Source organism: Ohessyouella blattaphilus, from assembly GCF_024721265.1.
Lineage (GTDB): Bacteria > Bacillota > Clostridia > Lachnospirales > Lachnospiraceae > Aequitasia > Aequitasia blattaphilus_A.
This window is the reverse complement of sequence record NZ_JAMXOC010000032.1, coordinates 1-16,674: the sequence shown is the minus strand read 5'-3', so window position 1 is coordinate 16,674 and position 16,674 is coordinate 1. Positions and strand designations below refer to the sequence as shown.

At 42.9% G+C, this 16,674-nt stretch carries 15 protein-coding genes; 1 reads left to right on the top strand and 14 read right to left on the bottom strand.

Going from position 1 to position 16,674, the window contains the following annotated elements; translation table 11 throughout:
- Nucleotides 1-125: 125 nt before the first annotated feature.
- From NHH16_RS14290 to NHH16_RS14225, 14 genes are all read right to left on the bottom strand, one after another.
- Nucleotides 126-1,325, bottom strand: coding sequence for an amidohydrolase family protein (locus tag NHH16_RS14290; RefSeq protein ID WP_262070275.1), 1,200 nt, complete (start codon nt 1,323-1,325; stop codon nt 126-128).
- 55 nt (nt 1,326-1,380) lie between these two features.
- Nucleotides 1,381-2,580 (bottom strand): MFS transporter, encoded by a 1,200-nt coding sequence (locus NHH16_RS14285; RefSeq protein ID WP_262070274.1) that lies wholly within the window; start codon nt 2,578-2,580, stop codon nt 1,381-1,383.
- An 81-nt stretch (nt 2,581-2,661) separates the two neighbouring features.
- Entirely contained in the window at nt 2,662-3,555 is an 894-nt protein-coding gene (locus NHH16_RS14280; RefSeq protein ID WP_262070273.1) for a ribokinase, read from the bottom strand.
- A gap of 18 nt (nt 3,556-3,573) precedes the next feature.
- The gene (rbsD, locus tag NHH16_RS14275; protein WP_262070272.1) at nt 3,574-3,969 is read right to left on the bottom strand and encodes a D-ribose pyranase; all 396 of its coding nucleotides are present in this window, start codon (nt 3,967-3,969) and stop codon (nt 3,574-3,576) included.
- A gap of 1 nt (nt 3,970) precedes the next feature.
- Nucleotides 3,971-5,023 carry an ABC transporter permease gene (locus tag NHH16_RS14270; RefSeq protein ID WP_262070271.1) on the bottom strand — a complete coding sequence of 351 codons (1,053 nt, stop codon included), beginning with the start codon at nt 5,021-5,023 and terminating at the stop codon, nt 3,971-3,973.
- A 2-nt stretch (nt 5,024-5,025) separates the two neighbouring features.
- Nucleotides 5,026-6,570: a sugar ABC transporter ATP-binding protein gene (locus tag NHH16_RS14265; RefSeq protein ID WP_262070270.1), complete on the bottom strand. Its 1,545-nt coding sequence runs from the start codon at nt 6,568-6,570 to the stop codon at nt 5,026-5,028.
- A 17-nt stretch (nt 6,571-6,587) separates the two neighbouring features.
- A complete protein-coding gene (locus NHH16_RS14260; RefSeq protein ID WP_262070269.1) occupies nt 6,588-7,229 on the bottom strand; it encodes a DUF2291 family protein in 642 nt (213 codons plus the stop codon).
- Nucleotides 7,230-7,320: 91 nt separating this feature from the next.
- The gene (locus tag NHH16_RS14255) at nt 7,321-8,328 is read right to left on the bottom strand and encodes a D-ribose ABC transporter substrate-binding protein (RefSeq protein ID WP_262070268.1); all 1,008 of its coding nucleotides are present in this window, start codon (nt 8,326-8,328) and stop codon (nt 7,321-7,323) included.
- A gap of 67 nt (nt 8,329-8,395) precedes the next feature.
- Complete coding sequence (locus tag NHH16_RS14250) at nt 8,396-9,877, bottom strand: FGGY-family carbohydrate kinase (RefSeq protein WP_262070267.1); 1,482 nt, start codon at nt 9,875-9,877, stop codon at nt 8,396-8,398.
- A gap of 3 nt (nt 9,878-9,880) precedes the next feature.
- Nucleotides 9,881-10,810, bottom strand: a complete 930-nt coding sequence (locus tag NHH16_RS14245; protein WP_262070266.1) for a transketolase family protein — start codon at nt 10,808-10,810, stop codon at nt 9,881-9,883.
- The gene (locus NHH16_RS14240) at nt 10,811-11,635 is read right to left on the bottom strand and encodes a transketolase (RefSeq protein ID WP_262070265.1); all 825 of its coding nucleotides are present in this window, start codon (nt 11,633-11,635) and stop codon (nt 10,811-10,813) included.
- A 16-nt stretch (nt 11,636-11,651) separates the two neighbouring features.
- Complete coding sequence (locus tag NHH16_RS14235) at nt 11,652-13,055, bottom strand: L-fucose/L-arabinose isomerase family protein (protein ID WP_262070264.1); 1,404 nt, start codon at nt 13,053-13,055, stop codon at nt 11,652-11,654.
- A gap of 26 nt (nt 13,056-13,081) precedes the next feature.
- On the bottom strand, nt 13,082-14,089 hold the full coding sequence (locus NHH16_RS14230) for a LacI family DNA-binding transcriptional regulator (RefSeq protein ID WP_262070263.1): 1,008 nt from the start codon (nt 14,087-14,089) through the stop codon (nt 13,082-13,084).
- A gap of 272 nt (nt 14,090-14,361) precedes the next feature.
- Entirely contained in the window at nt 14,362-15,366 is a 1,005-nt protein-coding gene (locus tag NHH16_RS14225) for a LacI family DNA-binding transcriptional regulator (protein WP_262070262.1), read from the bottom strand.
- A gap of 130 nt (nt 15,367-15,496) precedes the next feature.
- On the opposite strand from NHH16_RS14225, the gene NHH16_RS14220 reads away from it, so the two are divergent.
- The gene (locus tag NHH16_RS14220) at nt 15,497-16,555 is read left to right on the top strand and encodes an NAD(P)-dependent alcohol dehydrogenase (RefSeq protein ID WP_262070261.1); all 1,059 of its coding nucleotides are present in this window, start codon (nt 15,497-15,499) and stop codon (nt 16,553-16,555) included.
- Nucleotides 16,556-16,674: the final 119 nt, after the last annotated feature.

Here is a 16,674-nt window from a genome sequence, read left to right as displayed (position 1 = left end):
CTACCGGGCGGATTGCGGACTTACACCGGTTAGAAACGTGCGCCGCCAGGCGCACAACCAAAAGAGCTGTGGTGCTTTATCAAAATGATAAAAGCGCCACAGCTCTTTTTAGATTAATCGTACTTCTACTTTTTATAAACAGATTTTCCGCTTTGGTACACTTCTATTACTGCATTTATAGCTTTAATATCTTCTTCTACATTCCCCTTTACCACTAAGATATCCGCCATCAACCCTTCTTTTAAACTCCCGAAGATATCTTGCATACCTAAAACCTTCGCTGGATTTTCAGTAGCTGTCTGAATCGCTTGAAGCGGAGTAATTCCATACTCAACCATTAACTCCATTTCCCGGTTTATCGGTAATGGTGGCGCCTCATAAAGAACCATATCGCTTCCCGTACACACAACTACACCTGTATCGTAGAATTTCTTAAAGTTATCCTTGTAAGCGTTGTATGCCGGCTCAAAAAAAGTCATGTCTTGAATTGCTTTTGCAGCAATACGATCTCCTTTATCAACTCCTGCTTCGATTTTTTCCTTACAAAATTCATAAAGCACCGTATAGGCCGTCATTGTTGGTATCCAGGCCTGATTATTAGCGACCATTTGTTTGACTTGTTCATACGTTAAAAAGGTTCCATGTTCAATAGTATCAAACCCTGCATCAATACTCATCTGTAAAGCCGGTTGAAGTCCAGCATGCACAGCACATTTATATCCTAAACGATGTGTTTCATCAACGGCAGCATCTAATTCCTCCTGTGTATACTCTGGCACACTGGTACGATTGCTTGTTAAAACCTTAATCCAATCCGCCCCATCTCTAAGTTGCTTGCGCACTTCCTTGCGGATATTCCAAGGTTCATCCACTTCAACAATTCCATCATCATGTCCATGTCCACCAGTCATACACATTCCCGTATCCGTATGAATAATTCGTGGCCCTTGACAATATCCTTTTTCGCAAGCCACTCGCAATTGTTTCATTAATCCGCTTGGGGATGACAAATCTCGTACCGTAGTAATTCCTAACTCTAGAGCTTTCTTCCCTTGTTCCTGAGCATAATATGCCAACATATAATTGTCATAATTGTATGAATCCGGTTGACTGTAATAATAACCGAAATGCACATGCATATCAGTTAACCCCGGTAAAATACTTGCATCTTGAAAATCTGTGATAGCTTCATTCGAATATTTCGCTTGTAACTGCGAAAGCAGACCAACCTCTTTAATTTTACCATTCTCTCCAATTAGAATTGCACCATTCCTTAAATTGGTTTTCCCATCGCCAATTATAAGATTCTTTGCTGTTAATAACATTATAATTCTTCTCCTCTCTCTGACAAATATTTTAACCACATATTAACATAAATATCTAACCGACCGCCACTAGTGCCTTTGCTTTCTTCATACACAGGGCTGCCACCAAAATGACAACGCCGGTGACAATCAAGAGAATCTCTACGGAAATCACGTCTGCCATCGGTCCAAAGATTACCATTCCTAGTGGCATCATCGCGGTATTAATCATGGTCATTACGCCGAACACCCTTCCCATATACTCTGGTGCCACCTTTTCTTGTAAAAGGGTCATCGCCGGGGTATTAAGAAGCGGCATCGCTAGTCCGAATATCCCCATCACCACCACGTAAGGACCAAAAGGCATCTTTATCCCTAAAGCAACTGTACAAGCTCCCATCAGAACCGCTGAGAGAATCATCGTATAGACTTTATTTCTTAGGCCACCCCAGAGGGTGATTAGAATACCGCCAACAATCATTCCTACTGACCAACCAACTTCTATCGCTGAAAGGCGCCAGTATGCATCGCCGTAATTTCGCACCACTTGAATTGGCGTCAAAAAAGCGGCCGGTGCCATCATCAGAAAGAAGATGGTACAGAACAAGAAAAACTCTAAGAGAAAATCCGTCTTCCTGATATAACGAACGCCCTCTTTCATATCACGCAGCGGATTCGTCTTTGGCACCTCTTTCTTTTCCTTATAAGGTAAGTGAAAGAAAAGGGCAATGATGACAATTCCGATTACCGCCGTCACAATATCGATAAAGAATAGATACCCTATCGGGGCCAGTGGCAATAAAGCGGCTCCTAACACCGGTGAGGCTAGGGTAAAGATGGACTGTAGCGTCCCGTTAATACCATTCACCCGAGTTAAATGCTCTTCTGGCACTACATCTGGCAACATTGCGCTTACACAAGGCGTCTGAATCGCACCACCCACTGCCCGAATAATAAGAGCCACAAACAGAAGTATAATTGACTCATTGCCCATTATAAAAGAAATCGCTACAATCAATGTACAAAGGGCGATTCCCCCATCCGCCAGCACGATTAACACCTTTCGATTATACTTATCTGCCCACACTCCCGCGAAAGGCGACAAAAAGAACATAGGCAGAATTGCACATAAAATAGCAATTGCTGCATATGCTCCTGATTTTGTTTGGACGGTAATATATGAAGTAATGACGAATTGCACTAGTGACGAACCAAAAAGACTAATGGATTGGCTCCCTAGAAATACCGCCGCATTCTTCTTCCAATTGTAATGCATAGCTCCCCCTTATTAAGTTCAAACCAACGTGTTGAATTTTTATTATACACGAGGAGCTTACCTATGCCTAGGTTTTTCGTCTTACATTTCTTCTAAGACTGTCTCGATTACTGGTATCGACGGGGCAGCCCCTTTGCTTTGAACGGTAATCGACGAGGCTTTCGCCGCAATATTCATCGCCTGAGTTACATTTTTTCCCGCCATTAGCGAAGCGATAAAGTAACCTGTGAAAGTATCGCCTGCCGCGGTAGTGTCAACTGCGTTTACCTTATAGGCCTTTTGAAAGAACCGCGTAGTTTCATCAGCGTAATAAGAACCTTTGCTACCGACAGTTAAGACTAGCTTAGCCTTTGGAAATTTTTGCGTTAGGCTATCTAATAGTGCTTCCGCTTCCATCTCCTGATCATTTTCCAGAATCTGGCTAGCTTCAATTTCATTTAAAATGAAATAATCAAAGTATTCTAAAGGTAGATTTAACACATCTTCATCTAAGGGCGATGGATTAAGAATCAATATTAATCCCTTTTCTTTTGCCTTTTCAACAATATAAGCCATCTCGTTAATCTCGTTTTGCAGAAGAATTACATCTCCTGGATCAAATAGTGCGAGAACGTCATCTACATAGGCTTTGGTAATGCTCCGATTAGCACCGCCATATAGCAAGATACAGTTGTCTCCTTCTTTATCATTCTGGATAATGGCATTCCCGCTGCGCACATCATCTAAGACGGCGATTAGTTCTGTCTTTACCTTAGCCGCCCTTAGCTCATCTAATAAGAATAACCCATCCTTACCAATACAACCTGCCTGATATACGTTCGCTCCCGCTTTTGCAAGCGCAGTGGCCTGATTAAGACCCTTTCCCCCAGAATAGACTTCTAGACTAGTCGAAGATATTGTCTCACCCTTTTGTACAAAGTGATCAACACCATAAAAGTAATCGATATTAAGCGAACCAAATACTAATGCTTTCATTCGTTTCCCCTCTTTTCATTAGAATATTACACCCGAACGCAAAATCACATTTGAATAAGGCGTGAATTCACCGGTCCGAACAGCAAATTTAACTGTTTTCGAGAATTCTTTTAACTCTTCGTGAGAAATCATCAGAGCCTCAGCATCTGGAAGAGTATTTGCAATACAGTCTAACATATTTTGATTGTGTTCGCTAATCTCCTCAGCAAGAAGATATCCTTCAATCTCTGTTTCTGCAACCACAGCATCTAATACTTGTTTAAAGGTGGGAACGCCACCGCACAGGACTAAATCTACAATTTCAATCCCCTGGGGTATAGGCATGCCTGCATCACCTATCATAAACGTATCCTTATGCCCAAGAGAAGCAATACATTTTATCAATTGGGCATTTAAAACACCTTGTTTCTTCATACTATTTACCTTCATTCCTTGCTTGAAGTGCCATTTTCGCCTGTAAATTTCTTTGGAACTGATCGACAATTACCGCCGCGATAACAACAATTCCTTTGATAACTTTTTGCCAGAACTCTGATACACCACACATTGTCATGCCGTCATTTATTACGCCAATAATAAAGGCACCGATAATCGTTCCGCCAACAGAACCAATACCACCTGACATTGAGGTTCCCCCAAGGACTGCGGCTGATATCGCATTCATTTCCCATCCTTCTCCAGTAGCCGGATGCGCGGCAACTAACTGTGCAGCTGAGATCATGCCGACAATTGCCGAGCAGAATCCTGAGAACATATATACTAAGGTTGTATTCTTCTCTACCTTGATTCCTGAGAGTTTGGCTGCTTTCGCATTGCCGCCAATTGCCAGAATATGCCAACCAAAAGGAGTATACTTCAGAAGACAAGCGGCAACTATCGCAATAAGGACCAGAATGATTACCCCAGCCGGGATACCAAAGATGCTTTTTCCGAGATAATTAAACCCGGTATTTCCTAAAGCTTCCTTGCCGACAATGTTGGAAAATGTAGCTCCGTTTGATCTTAGGTTTGCAAGTCCTCTCGCAATATTCATTGTACCAAGCGTGGTAATAAAAGGGGCAACGTTAAACCGAGTAATAATAAAACCATTTAACCAGCCAATCAAAACACCCACTGCCGCCGAAATAAGGATAATCCATGGCAAGCCAAAATATACCGTCACTCCTAAAGGCGCAATGGTTAACCCTTCATTAATTAAGCCTCCGGCAACCATTCCCGAAAGGCCGGCAACAGCACCTACCGAAAGGTCGATTCCGCCAGTGATAATTACGTATGTCATCCCAATACCCATAATCCCATAAAGAGCTACGTGTTTGGCAATCGTAAGTCCTGTATTAACAGCAAAAAAGTTTGGAGAAGCAAAACTAAAGAAAATAACTAGCACTGCTAATATAAGTAACGTTCTCCCTTTCAAAAGCGTCATAACCCAATTAGTGTTTCCCGCCTTCTTTACACGATTCTTTCCCATGATTAATTCTCCTTTAAACTTTTCTTCGTTCCATGTCCTTTATACGAAGATAAGACTAATTGATCTTCGCTAACTTCTTCATGGACAAATTCACCTGTTTTAACGCCGTTCGACAGTACGATTACCCGATCCGCAATCGAAACAATTTCTTTTAATTCTGAAGATATTACCAGAATCGAAACACCACGTTCGGCATATTGATTGATAATATCAAAGACTTCCGTTTTTGCCCCTATATCGATACCTCTACTAGGCTCATCTAGAAGTAAAATATCAGGATTGGTTAAGATTCCTTTACCTATAACTACTTTTTGCTGATTGCCACCGGATAACGAAAGGATTGGTAAGTCTTTATCGGCAACTTTAATCATAATATCCTTAATCTGACGATCAATTTGCTCGTCTTCTTTCTTCTTTACAATAAATCCTGCCTTCGTGTAATCCTCAAGACTAGATAACGAAATATTCTTACCTATGCTAAGGGTTTGTACTAATCCCTCTGCCTGACGATCCTCTGGTACAATTGCAAACCCATTATCAATCTGCCCACGCAAACTCTTTATTTCAAGCAGCTTGCCATCTTTATAAATCTCTCCAGTATGTTCAGGTCGAAGGCCCATAATACATTCAAATATTTCCGTTCTTCCTGCACCCATTAGGCCGTATATTCCCAAAATTTCACCGCGTTTTAAATTAAAATTCACATTATCCAGAAGATAACCGCCGCCACTTTTCGGCAATGTTAGGTTTTTTACTTCCAAAACCTTCTCGCGCTTTGACCACTCGATTTCTCGATCTTTTTTGGGATATGATTTTCCTTCGCCTACCATTTGTTGAACAATCCAAGGAACATCTATATCTTTAACTTCTGCTCGGGCTACATACTTTCCATCCCGCAAAATAGTTACATTATCACCGATTCTCATGATTTCTTCTAAGCGATGCGAAATATAGACAATAGCAATCCCCGCCTCTGTAAACTCGCGCATCAAGCGAAACAGCACTTCCACCTCTTGCTCGCTTAAAGACGAGGTCGGTTCATCCATAATCAGGATTTTTAAATCATCTTGTAGGAAATTCCGTGCAATTTCTATCATCTGCTGCTGTCCCACACGCAAGTCGCCTGCCAGAGTCTGAGGATCCATAACGTGTTCAAGCTTTTCCAAAACTCTATTCGTTTCAGCTATATGGGTTTTATTATCAAGTTTAAAACGACCGGTCGTCTGCTCTCTCCCCATGAAAATATTTTGATAAACATTTAAGTTAGGAAAAAGACTTAGTTCCTGGTGAATGATGCCTATTCCTTTAGCTCTAGCTTCTGTCGTGTCTTTAAATGCCACCTCTTCGCCATCCATATACATCTTCCCTGATGTTGGCTGCTCAATTCCCGCAATCAATTTCATTAGCGTAGATTTTCCGGCTCCGTTCTCGCCGATTAAAACGTTTACTTTGCCTTTTAGCACATCGTAAGATACATTATCTAAAGCCTTGGTTCCAGGATAGATCTTATTCATACCTTCTGCATGTAGCACTACATTCTTATCCATCTGGCTACCTATCCTTTCTAATTCACTTCAAGTTCTACTGGTGTTATCAAAACAGTACCGTTATCATTCACCGTAAAACATCCCAAAAAACCAATATCTTTACCCACCATCTCTTCCGCTTTCTCTGGATTGATAACATCTTGCAGAATAATGTCATTAATACTCTGACTAACCGCCGCATAGTCCTGTTGATTTGTGTAATCACCAAACTTTATAAAAGATAACGAGTCACGAACAGAGGATCCTTTTATAACTGTTCCTATTTGTATTTTCACTTCTTCACTTCCGTCATATCCATCTAATTTAAGAACCATCGTTCCTGCTTTACTCTGTGTATCCACCGTTTCCACAGTCGCAGTGCCTTTTACGGTATAACTAAGTTCGCCACTATCTCCCATAGAATAGGTTCCGTATTTATCTGCTAAGGAATTAAGATCTCCCGCCGCTTCTTTGAGGAATTCGTTCAAGTCAACCGCTTCATCCTTTAATTCTGGGAGTGCCTCTGTTTCCCAGAATTCTGCTACATTGTCTCCGGCGTTAAATTCTGATTCACCGGTAAGTTTTCCTTCTTCGCCTATTTTAACTACTTTTATACAACCACTCATCGATGTTACTATCAGTATACTAATTAACATCAATGATAATATTTTCTTATTCATCAACTTCTCCTCACTTCGCTTCATTTACCTATTGATTCATATGGAGATTTTTAATTGGGGAACAGTTTTAACTGCTCCCCATACATAATTCTTACTTCGCTAAGTCAAATGCTTCTAATTTTTCGGCATTGTCTTTTGTAATAGCAACACAATCTACTAGTTGTTTTTCATCTAGTCCTGTAGTTCCATTCTTAAGATAATCATCTGCCTGCTTTACAGCCATACGTGAAATCTCAGCTGCTTGTTGCAGGGCTGTAGCGGTCGCCTTACCTGCCTTAATCAAATCTCTGGCATCATCTGAACCATCTACACCGATTACCGGAATACCTACTAAGCCGGCATCCTCAAGAGCTGCAACAGCTCCGCATAACATAGTATCGTTACCGCAGATTACACCATCAATATCTGGATTTGATTGTAATATTGTCCCCATTTTGTCGTATGCTTCTGTTTGATCCCAGTTTGCTGACTGCTGAGCAACCATTTCCAAGTCTGGATATTGATCTATTACCTCGTGGAACGCATCTGAACGCACACCTGCATTCGTATCAGACTCTTTACCTAATAGCTCTACGTATTTACCTGATTCGCCCATAGCCTCTACCCATTCCTCAGCAACAGCCTTAGCGCCTTGGTAGTTATTGGCAACTATTTGGGAAATAGCCACGCCTTCTTCATTGATCTCACGATCAATTAGGAATGTTGGGATTCCTGCTTCGCGAGCTGCTTTTACAGCTTCGATGGTTGAATCTGCACCCGCATTATCACAGATGATAGCCGCCGCTTTATCAGCGATTGCTGCTTCAAACTGTTCCATTTGCATGGTTGCATCATCATCGTGAGACATTACCTTTGTTTCATAACCAAGTTCTTTCGCAGTTGCCTCACATACTTCTGCTTCAGTTTTGAAGAACACATTTGATTGGGATGGGGTAATAATATAAATAATGTTTGAACCACCGCCCTTTAGGACTTCATCTTCCTTCGCTTCTTCCTTTGTTTCTGTTTCTTTTGCCGGCTCTTCTTTAGCACCACATCCAGATGCCATAACAACTACCATTGCTGCACATAAGAGCACACTGAGTAACTTTTTCTTCATAAATCTTCCTCCTCTTTATGAATTAATAGGTTTTATTAGATACAACAAGGACAGTGCCCTGCTCATCTCACTTCTTGTGTAACACCGTTTGTACCGCTGCCTTCCAACCCGCTATCTTTTTTTCGCGAACCGCTATCGGCATCTCCGGTTTATACACTTTATATTCTGAATTATCAAAGATATTCATCTCCCAAACCCCAAGGGCCAGACCAGCGGCGTAGGCCGCTCCGATTCCAGATAGCTCTTCTGCTCTTGGCACCTTTACTTTGGCCTTGGTCAAATCGCTTTGAAATTGCATTAAATACCCATTGCTTGTGGGACCACCATCAACTCGCAGTTCCTTTACCGGCGCTCCGGCATCCTCACTCATAGCCTGGATAACATCGGCAATCTGATAAGCGATACACTCTATCGCCGCCCGTACGATTTCCGCTTTCTTCGTCGCTCTTGTCATTCCCGAAATAGCGGCTTTCGCTTCACTATCCCAGTAAGGTGCACCTAGACCAGAAAAGGAAGGCACAAGATAGACCTGATCGTCCTTACAAGCTTCTCTAGCCAAGCTTTCTGTCTCCTTTGGCGAAGCGATTAATTGCAAATCGTCCTTTAGCCAAGTGATAACCGCTCCCGTATAATTCAAATTACCCTCTAACACGTAATTCACTCGTCCGCCCATAGACCAGGCAAGAGAGGTGACTACGCCATGAGTGCTGAGTACTGGCTTATCACCTATGTTCATCATAATCGACGAACCAGTGCCATAGGTGGTCTTCATCATTCCCGGCTCCAGACACCCCTGTCCAAAAAGCGCTCCGTGGGAATCTCCGAGGACCCCGTGTATCGGAATCGCTTTCGGTAAGAAGCCAGCAAAGTCCGTTTCCCCGAATTTACCATCCGAGTCGCATACTTCTGCCAAATTATTCACCTCAATCCCAAATAGTTGACAGATTTCCGGATCCCATTTAAGTTCAAAAATATTAAACAGCTGGGTTCTCGAGGCATTGGAATAATCGGTTTTATAGACTTTTCCACCCGTTAATTTGTAAAGCAACCAACTATCCATGGTTCCGTGACAGATTTCGCCTTTCAAGGATTTCTCCCTCGCACCCTCCACATTTTTTAGAATCCAGGCGATCTTAGCGGCCGGAAAATAGGGGGATAGATTAATCCCGGTAGCTTCTCTAACTCGTTCAGATACGCCTTTTTCCTCTAGGGCGCTACAGATATCCGCTGCTCTCGCGCACTGCCAGACAATGGCGTCGCCAAGTGGCTTTCCTGTAACCTTATCCCAGGCCAGCGAAGTCTCCCGCTGATTGCTAATCGCCACCCCTTTTATCTTTTCTTTCGGTACGCCAGAACCTTCTACCAGTTCTCTAACTACCTGAAGAGTATTTTCATAGATTTCCTCAGGGTCGTGGGACACCCAGCCTTTATCGTTTACTAGCTGGCGATGAGACTTGTCGACCCGCTTTATGATGGACGCTTTCTCATCAAAAAGTAGTGCTTTCGTCCCTTGCGTACTTTGATCAATGCTGATTATATATTGTTCCATACCTTACATTAACTCCATTGCTTTCTCGGCAACTCCGGCTCCATTCATTTTGTAATAATCAAATACTTCCTGAGAAGTTCCCGTAATCACTGGGGCATCAGGTAGGGCAATATTTATAACTTTCTTCGGACAATTTGCACCTACTACTTGACTAACCATGGAACCAAGTCCACCAAAGGGTGCATGCTCTTCTACCGTAATTACGGCTTTCGCCTTACTAGCTACCGAAACAATCGCATCTTCATCCAAAGGTTTTACGCAGTACATATCCACAACGGAAGCACTTACCCCTTTCTCTGCCAGAATCGCCGCTGCATCAAGGGCTGGCTTTACCATTTCTCCACAAGCGATAATCGCCACATCGTTGCCTTCTCTTAAGACATTGGCTTTATCTAGTTCAAAAGGACAATTTTCTTCTGTATATATATTTTCCACCGGATTTCTACCTACTCGGATATAAGCTGGTTTTTCATCCATTAATAGACTCTTAATCAACTTCGCCGTTTGGAAACGATCGCTAGGAAGATACACCCGCATTCCTGGAATTGCTGACATTGCCGCAATATCCTGGGCCGAGTGGTGACTCATTCCTAAAGCACCGTAGCTAACTCCACCAGAAATACCAATTAATTTAACGTCGGTATTCGAATAAGCTACGTCTACTTTACACTGTTCGTAACTTCTCGTAGAAAGGAAGCACGCCGGCGAAGCAGCAAAAGGCTTCTTTCCTGCTTTTGCTAGACCTGCAGAAACGCTTACTAGATTTTGCTCAGCAATACCCATTTCCACAAACTGCTCGGGAAATGCTTCCGCAAAAGGCGTTAAGGATGCCGATCCCCGGGAATCACTACACAAAACTACAATATTCGAATCCTTTTTTGCTTCCTCCATTAACACTTCGCATATCGCTTGACGATTAGGTATCTTATTCATCTATAGCGCCTCCTTTCTCGTCGCAAAATCCTTATAAATCTGAGTTAACTCCTCAGATGTAGGCACCTTATGATGCCAGTTAGCTTTATTTTCCATCACTTCCGAGCCTTTACCTTTAACGGTATTGGCAATCACCATCGTTGGTTTTCCTTTTACCGTCTTCGCTTCGTTAAAAGCGGCGTTTAACTGCTCAATGTCATTACCGTCGGCAACGTCAATCACATGCCAACCAAAACTTCCAAACCGCTCGTGTAAGTCGTCATGGCCCATTACCTTTTCCGTATCTCCGGAAATTTGGAGGCGATTGCGGTCAACTACTCCGCAGAGATTATCTAGCTGATAATGGCTAGCTGCCATCGCTCCCTCCCAGACAGAACCTTCTGCTAATTCGCCATCTCCCATTACCGTATACACCCGGTAAGATTTTTTATCCATTTTTCCTGCCAATGCCATACCTACGCAGACAGACAAACCGTGACCTAGAGATCCTGAGTTCATTTCAATTCCCGGTAGCTTATTATTAGGGTGACCGATGTAGGGCGAACCAAATTTGCTAAAGTTCTTGATTAACTCCTCTTTATCTAAGAAGCCTTTCGCCGCTAACACCGCATAATAGCTTTCCACAGAATGTCCTTTGCTTAGAATAAACCGATCCCTATTTTCATCATCTTGATTCTCTGGGCTAATATTCATTTGCTCAAAGTAAAGAGCTACTAAAATCTCCATAACGCTCATATCGCCACCGATATGTCCACCTTTTCCCGAGACGATAATATCCACGGTATCCTTTCGCAAATCATATGCTAACTTACTTAATTCGTTCATTGTACAACTCCTTTTTTTACTCACCACGTAGATACGCTTTAACCTCTTCTTCAATCGGGTCGTAAAGATCCGGGGTTACCCCGATATACTTACACGCCTCGTAAAGCACCGGCACAACATCCTTGTGGATTCCCACACAGTGGTGAATATACGGCCCTTCCACAATCTTCGCTTCTAAGCGCTTAATATTATCCACTTCAACCCACAGATACGTTCCCATGCCCTTTGGACCATCCACGCCCTTTGCTCTACCTAAAAGCATAGAGTACTCGCCGTTATCGCCATCAAAGCGCACCAGCGAGACCTCACCGTGCTTCGCCTCAGCCGTAATGCTTCCTGGATGTTCAAAGGCTAAAGGATAGGTTAGCTTTGCCTTTTCCCGAGCCAGGGAGATCGGCCAAGGACCGCAGTGCTGTAATAACTCGCCATTTTCTATATCCGGATGACGAATCGTCCAATCGGCAAAGAAACTTCTCGTTTCTCCCATGCCAGCGGCTTCTACAAGTAAAGAGGTAATGGCACCGTGGATATCCGTTTCACAAACCACCGGAATCCCTTCGTCATTTAGTAGAGCATTGGCCGCGCAAGGCATAATGCCAATTTCTGTTTGCAACTGATTCCAGCACTGAATAGCAATGGCCTGACAGCCGTATTTATCCGCTAAGTTTTTCATAGCTACCTTTAGCGCTGCTACATTTTCTAACTCGTCATCCTTGACACAAATCTCCATATTTTCGCGACAATACGCCACCACTTCAGCTACCGCCAGCTTTTCCTTATCTTTTACCCGCTTCACTTCGTCTGTTAGCTCTGGCATGGGAATCGGCGAAAGCTGAATATTGAATTTTTCTAATAGTTCGCCTTCGTTGCACATCGTCGTCCAAAAATCAAAAGGTCTGGTAGAGATTTGCAGAATTCGCATGTGATTAAAGGTTTTCACCACGTTGCATACGGCCATAAAATCCCGAAGTCCTCTTTCAAAGACAGGATCGTTTAAGCGGCAATTCGTCAGATAAGTAAAAGGAATCCTGAAACGGCGTAGAACTTTTCCGGTAGCGAATAGGCCACACTGAGTATCCCGCAGACGCACCCCGTTTTCATCTGGTCTTTCGTCTAACGGTCCCCACAACAGCACCGGCACCTTTAGCTCTTTAGCTAGTCTAGCACACTCATATTCCGTCCCAAAGTTACAATGGGGAAGAAACAGACCGTCTATCTTTTCTTTCTTAAACTTCTCCGCAATTTTCACCATGTCTTCATCGTTATAGAGAAGCCCTTCTTCATTGATGTCCGTAATGTCGACAAAATCAATGTCTAGCTCCTTAAGCCGCTCCGCAGTTAAATTGCGGTATTTAATAGCGTCTGGAGCACTAAAGATACTCCTCCTTGTAGGCGCATAGCCTAGTTTTATTCGTTTCATCTTGTTCACACCTTTCTTTATATACCTTAAAGCTCCCGTAATTCCTGCACACTATCGCGTTCGATAAAATCGGTGCAGACTCCTATTTTCACTTTTGCAACTCCCACATGATTTATAATCTCATGCATCTTGCGAACGGCAATCCCGCCCATCTCCGGCTTGGAAACGCGGATTGTGGTCAGTCTCGGCGAAGCGATTTCCGAAAAAGGCAAATCATCAAACCCAACTAACGAAATATCCTCAGGAATCCGATATCCCCTTTCAATCAGCGCTTTCATCGCTCCTAGAGCAATCATGTCATTATCGGCAAAGAAAGCCGTGGGCAACTCTGGATTTCCTTTCAAGATTTCCAAAAAATCACTATACGCTCCTTCCATGGTGGTAGATAACGTAAACGTATACTTTCCCTTCACCACTTCGCTTGCATTTTGCAAGGCACGGCGGTAACCAATAGCCCGGCCGCGAAACGCTTGAATGCGAAAATCTCCTCTTAAGTAACCGATGCTTTTATGTCCCTTAGCCAGTAGATATTCGGTAGCCATCTTGGCGGAATCCTCATTGTTAATCAAGACGCTATCAAATTGCATATGAGAATCGTAGTAATCAAAAAGGAGCATTGGGCAAAGGGCACTTCGGTAAATATCAATATCCGTTCCCTGAAGCTCCGTTCCTAGAAGAATAAGGGCGGCGTCATTATCAGAAATCAACCACTTTACCTGTTCTTCATAATCGGGACTGCTTTGTTCCAAGTGACTAATCACCATTTCATAACCTAACTTACGGCACTCTTTCTCGGCCCCATCAATCAGTAGATTGAAGAAAGGCGAGTCATCGATAATCCTGCCGTTCTTCTTGAAAATGGCAAATTTAATCTTTCTTATACGCTGCTCAGATATGTATCCAAGCTCCTTTGCCACCCTAAGAATTTCTGCCGAGGTCTCTCGATTCACTCCTCGCTTATTGTTAAGAGCATTCGAGACTGTCGCCGCCGAAAATCCGGTAACCTCACTTATTGTTTTTATATTTACTTTCATTTCGTCACCTCATCTCGACCTAATTTTAGTATAAACGTATTATGTAAATATTCAATACTAATTTTAGTTTTATTTTATATTTTGTCCTTATTAGACAATTTTATTTATGTTTTTTTAGTTATTTACTATAAATTTGAGGTGAAAATCAGCGCTTTATACTTTATTGTAATTATAATTTATATAAATATTTACATAAACGTTTTTAACGAATCAGTAGCATTGCGAAAAAAATACCTAAGGGATTTTTCCCTTAGGTATTCAAGGTAATAATACTAAATCATGCGGACGCTATCACGCTCCACAAACTCGGTACAAATACTTATCTTCAACTTACTTTTTCCTGGCATCTTTATCATCTCGTCCATTCTTCTGACGGCCACCATTCCCATCTCCTGCTTAGACACCCGAATGGTAGTTAGGCGCGGCGTGGTTATTTCACAGAAAGGCAAATCATCAAAGCCGATGATAGAGATATCCTCTGGCACCTTATATCCATATTCTTGCAAGGCTTTCATAGCGCCAATGGCAATTACATCATTATCAGCAAAAAAGGCCGTTGGCAGTTCCTGTTTCTTTGCTAACACTTTTTTCATATCCTCATACGCCCCCTCCATGGTGGTGTCTAGCGTATGGGTATACTCCCGATTCACTTCTATCCCGTGATTATTAAGAGTTCTGGCATAACCGACCGCTCGTGAACGAAAGGCCTTAATCCGAAAGTCACCGCGGAGATAGCCGATTTTTCGATGGCCTTTATCAATCAAGTACTCCGTTGCCATTCTCGCGGAATCGGCATTGTTTATCAGCACCCCATCAAAAGGCATGCTGGATTCAAAGCAGTCGAAAATAAGAAACGGGCACTTGCTGCTGCGATAGATATCGATATCATTCTCCATCAGCTCGGTCCCGAGAAAAATGATGGCAGAACTAGTATCGTTAATCAACCACCGCACTTGTTCCTCATAGTCATCATCCCGTTTATCCAGATTGGAAATCGACATCTCATACCCTAGCCTTTTGCACTCTGTTTCGACGCCGTCGATTAACAGCGGGAAAAACGGGGTATCGTCAATTATTTTGCCATTGCGTTTATAGATCACAAACCGAATTTTCGTAATGCGATTCTCGGAGATGTACCCAAGCTCCTTGGCCACTCTTAAAATCTCTGCAGCTGTATCCCGATTCACTCCCCGCTTATTATTTAATGCATTGGAGACAGTGGCTGGTGAAAAGCCTGTCACTTCACTGATTTTCTTGATATTTATTTTGCCTGCCATATACTTGCTCCTATCTCTTCAACTTCACTCAAAATCTGACTATATTTTAACATATTTAGAATCAATTGACTATTCAAAATATTCAAGTTAAACTATCAGATAACACATATTTTTTAAGGAGGTAGCACATATGAAAGGTTATGGAATGATTTCCGTAGGAAATCCAGGTTGGTTAGAAAAAGATAGACCCGAGGCTGGGCCTCTTGATGCAGTCCTTAGACCCTTAGCTCTAGCCCCTTGTTCTTCTGATACCCATGCAATGCACGGTGGCAGTGGCGATAAGAAGAATACAATCCTCGGTCACGAGGCTATCGGCGAGGTGGTTGAAGTAGGTTCTTTAGTAACGAAGTTTAAGCCAGGGGATGTGGTAGTCGTTCCTTGTTGTACCCCAGACTGGGAGCAATTAGGGGTACAAAATCCTCGTTCTAACGCTCACGATTCCCATCTAATGGGTAGCTTTAAGTTTCTCTCGCAAAAAGACGGCACCATGGCCGAGTTCTTCCATGTCAATAACGCTGACGCCAATCTGGTACTCTTACCTGACGGCGTTTCTATGGAAGCAGCTTTAATGACCGTCGATATGATGTCTACAGGCTTCCACGGAGTGGAACTAGCAGATATCGAATTCGGCGACACCGTGGTGGTAATCGGCATCGGGCCTGTAGGTCTTATGGCTGTTGCCGGTGCCAAGCTAAAAGGAGCCGGTCGCATTATCGCCGTTGGTACCAGACCGAACTGTGTGAAAATTGCTAGAGAATACGGAGCAACCGATATCGTTAGCTATAAAGACGGAGATATTGTTGAGCAAATCGTTAAGATGACCGGTGGCGGCGCCGATAAAGTAATTATTGCCGGCGGTAACCAAGACACCTTTACCGGGGCCATTGCCATGACCAGAGAGTGCGGAATTATTTCTAATGTCAATTTCTTTGATGTTAGCGAAACCTTAAGCTTCCCCGCTTATCTTTGGGGACTTGGTATGTCCAACAAGGATATTCGCGGCGGCTTTTGCCCGGGTGGCGCTAGAAGAATCACGCGTATGCTTGAGATGATTAAGAACGGACGGATCGATCCTGAAAAGCTCATCACCCATCGCTTCGAAGGTTTTGAAGCAGTTGAGGAGGCTTTTCTATTAATGGATGAGAAACCAAAAGATTTGATTAAGCCCGTGGTTATTATAAACTGGTAAAAGTTCAAAGAACTCCTATTACATAAAAAAGAAACAGGCAATAATAAACCTGTTTCTTTTTTGCAGTGCGCCTGGCGGCGCACGTTTCTAACCGGTGTAAGTCCGCAATCCGCCCGGTA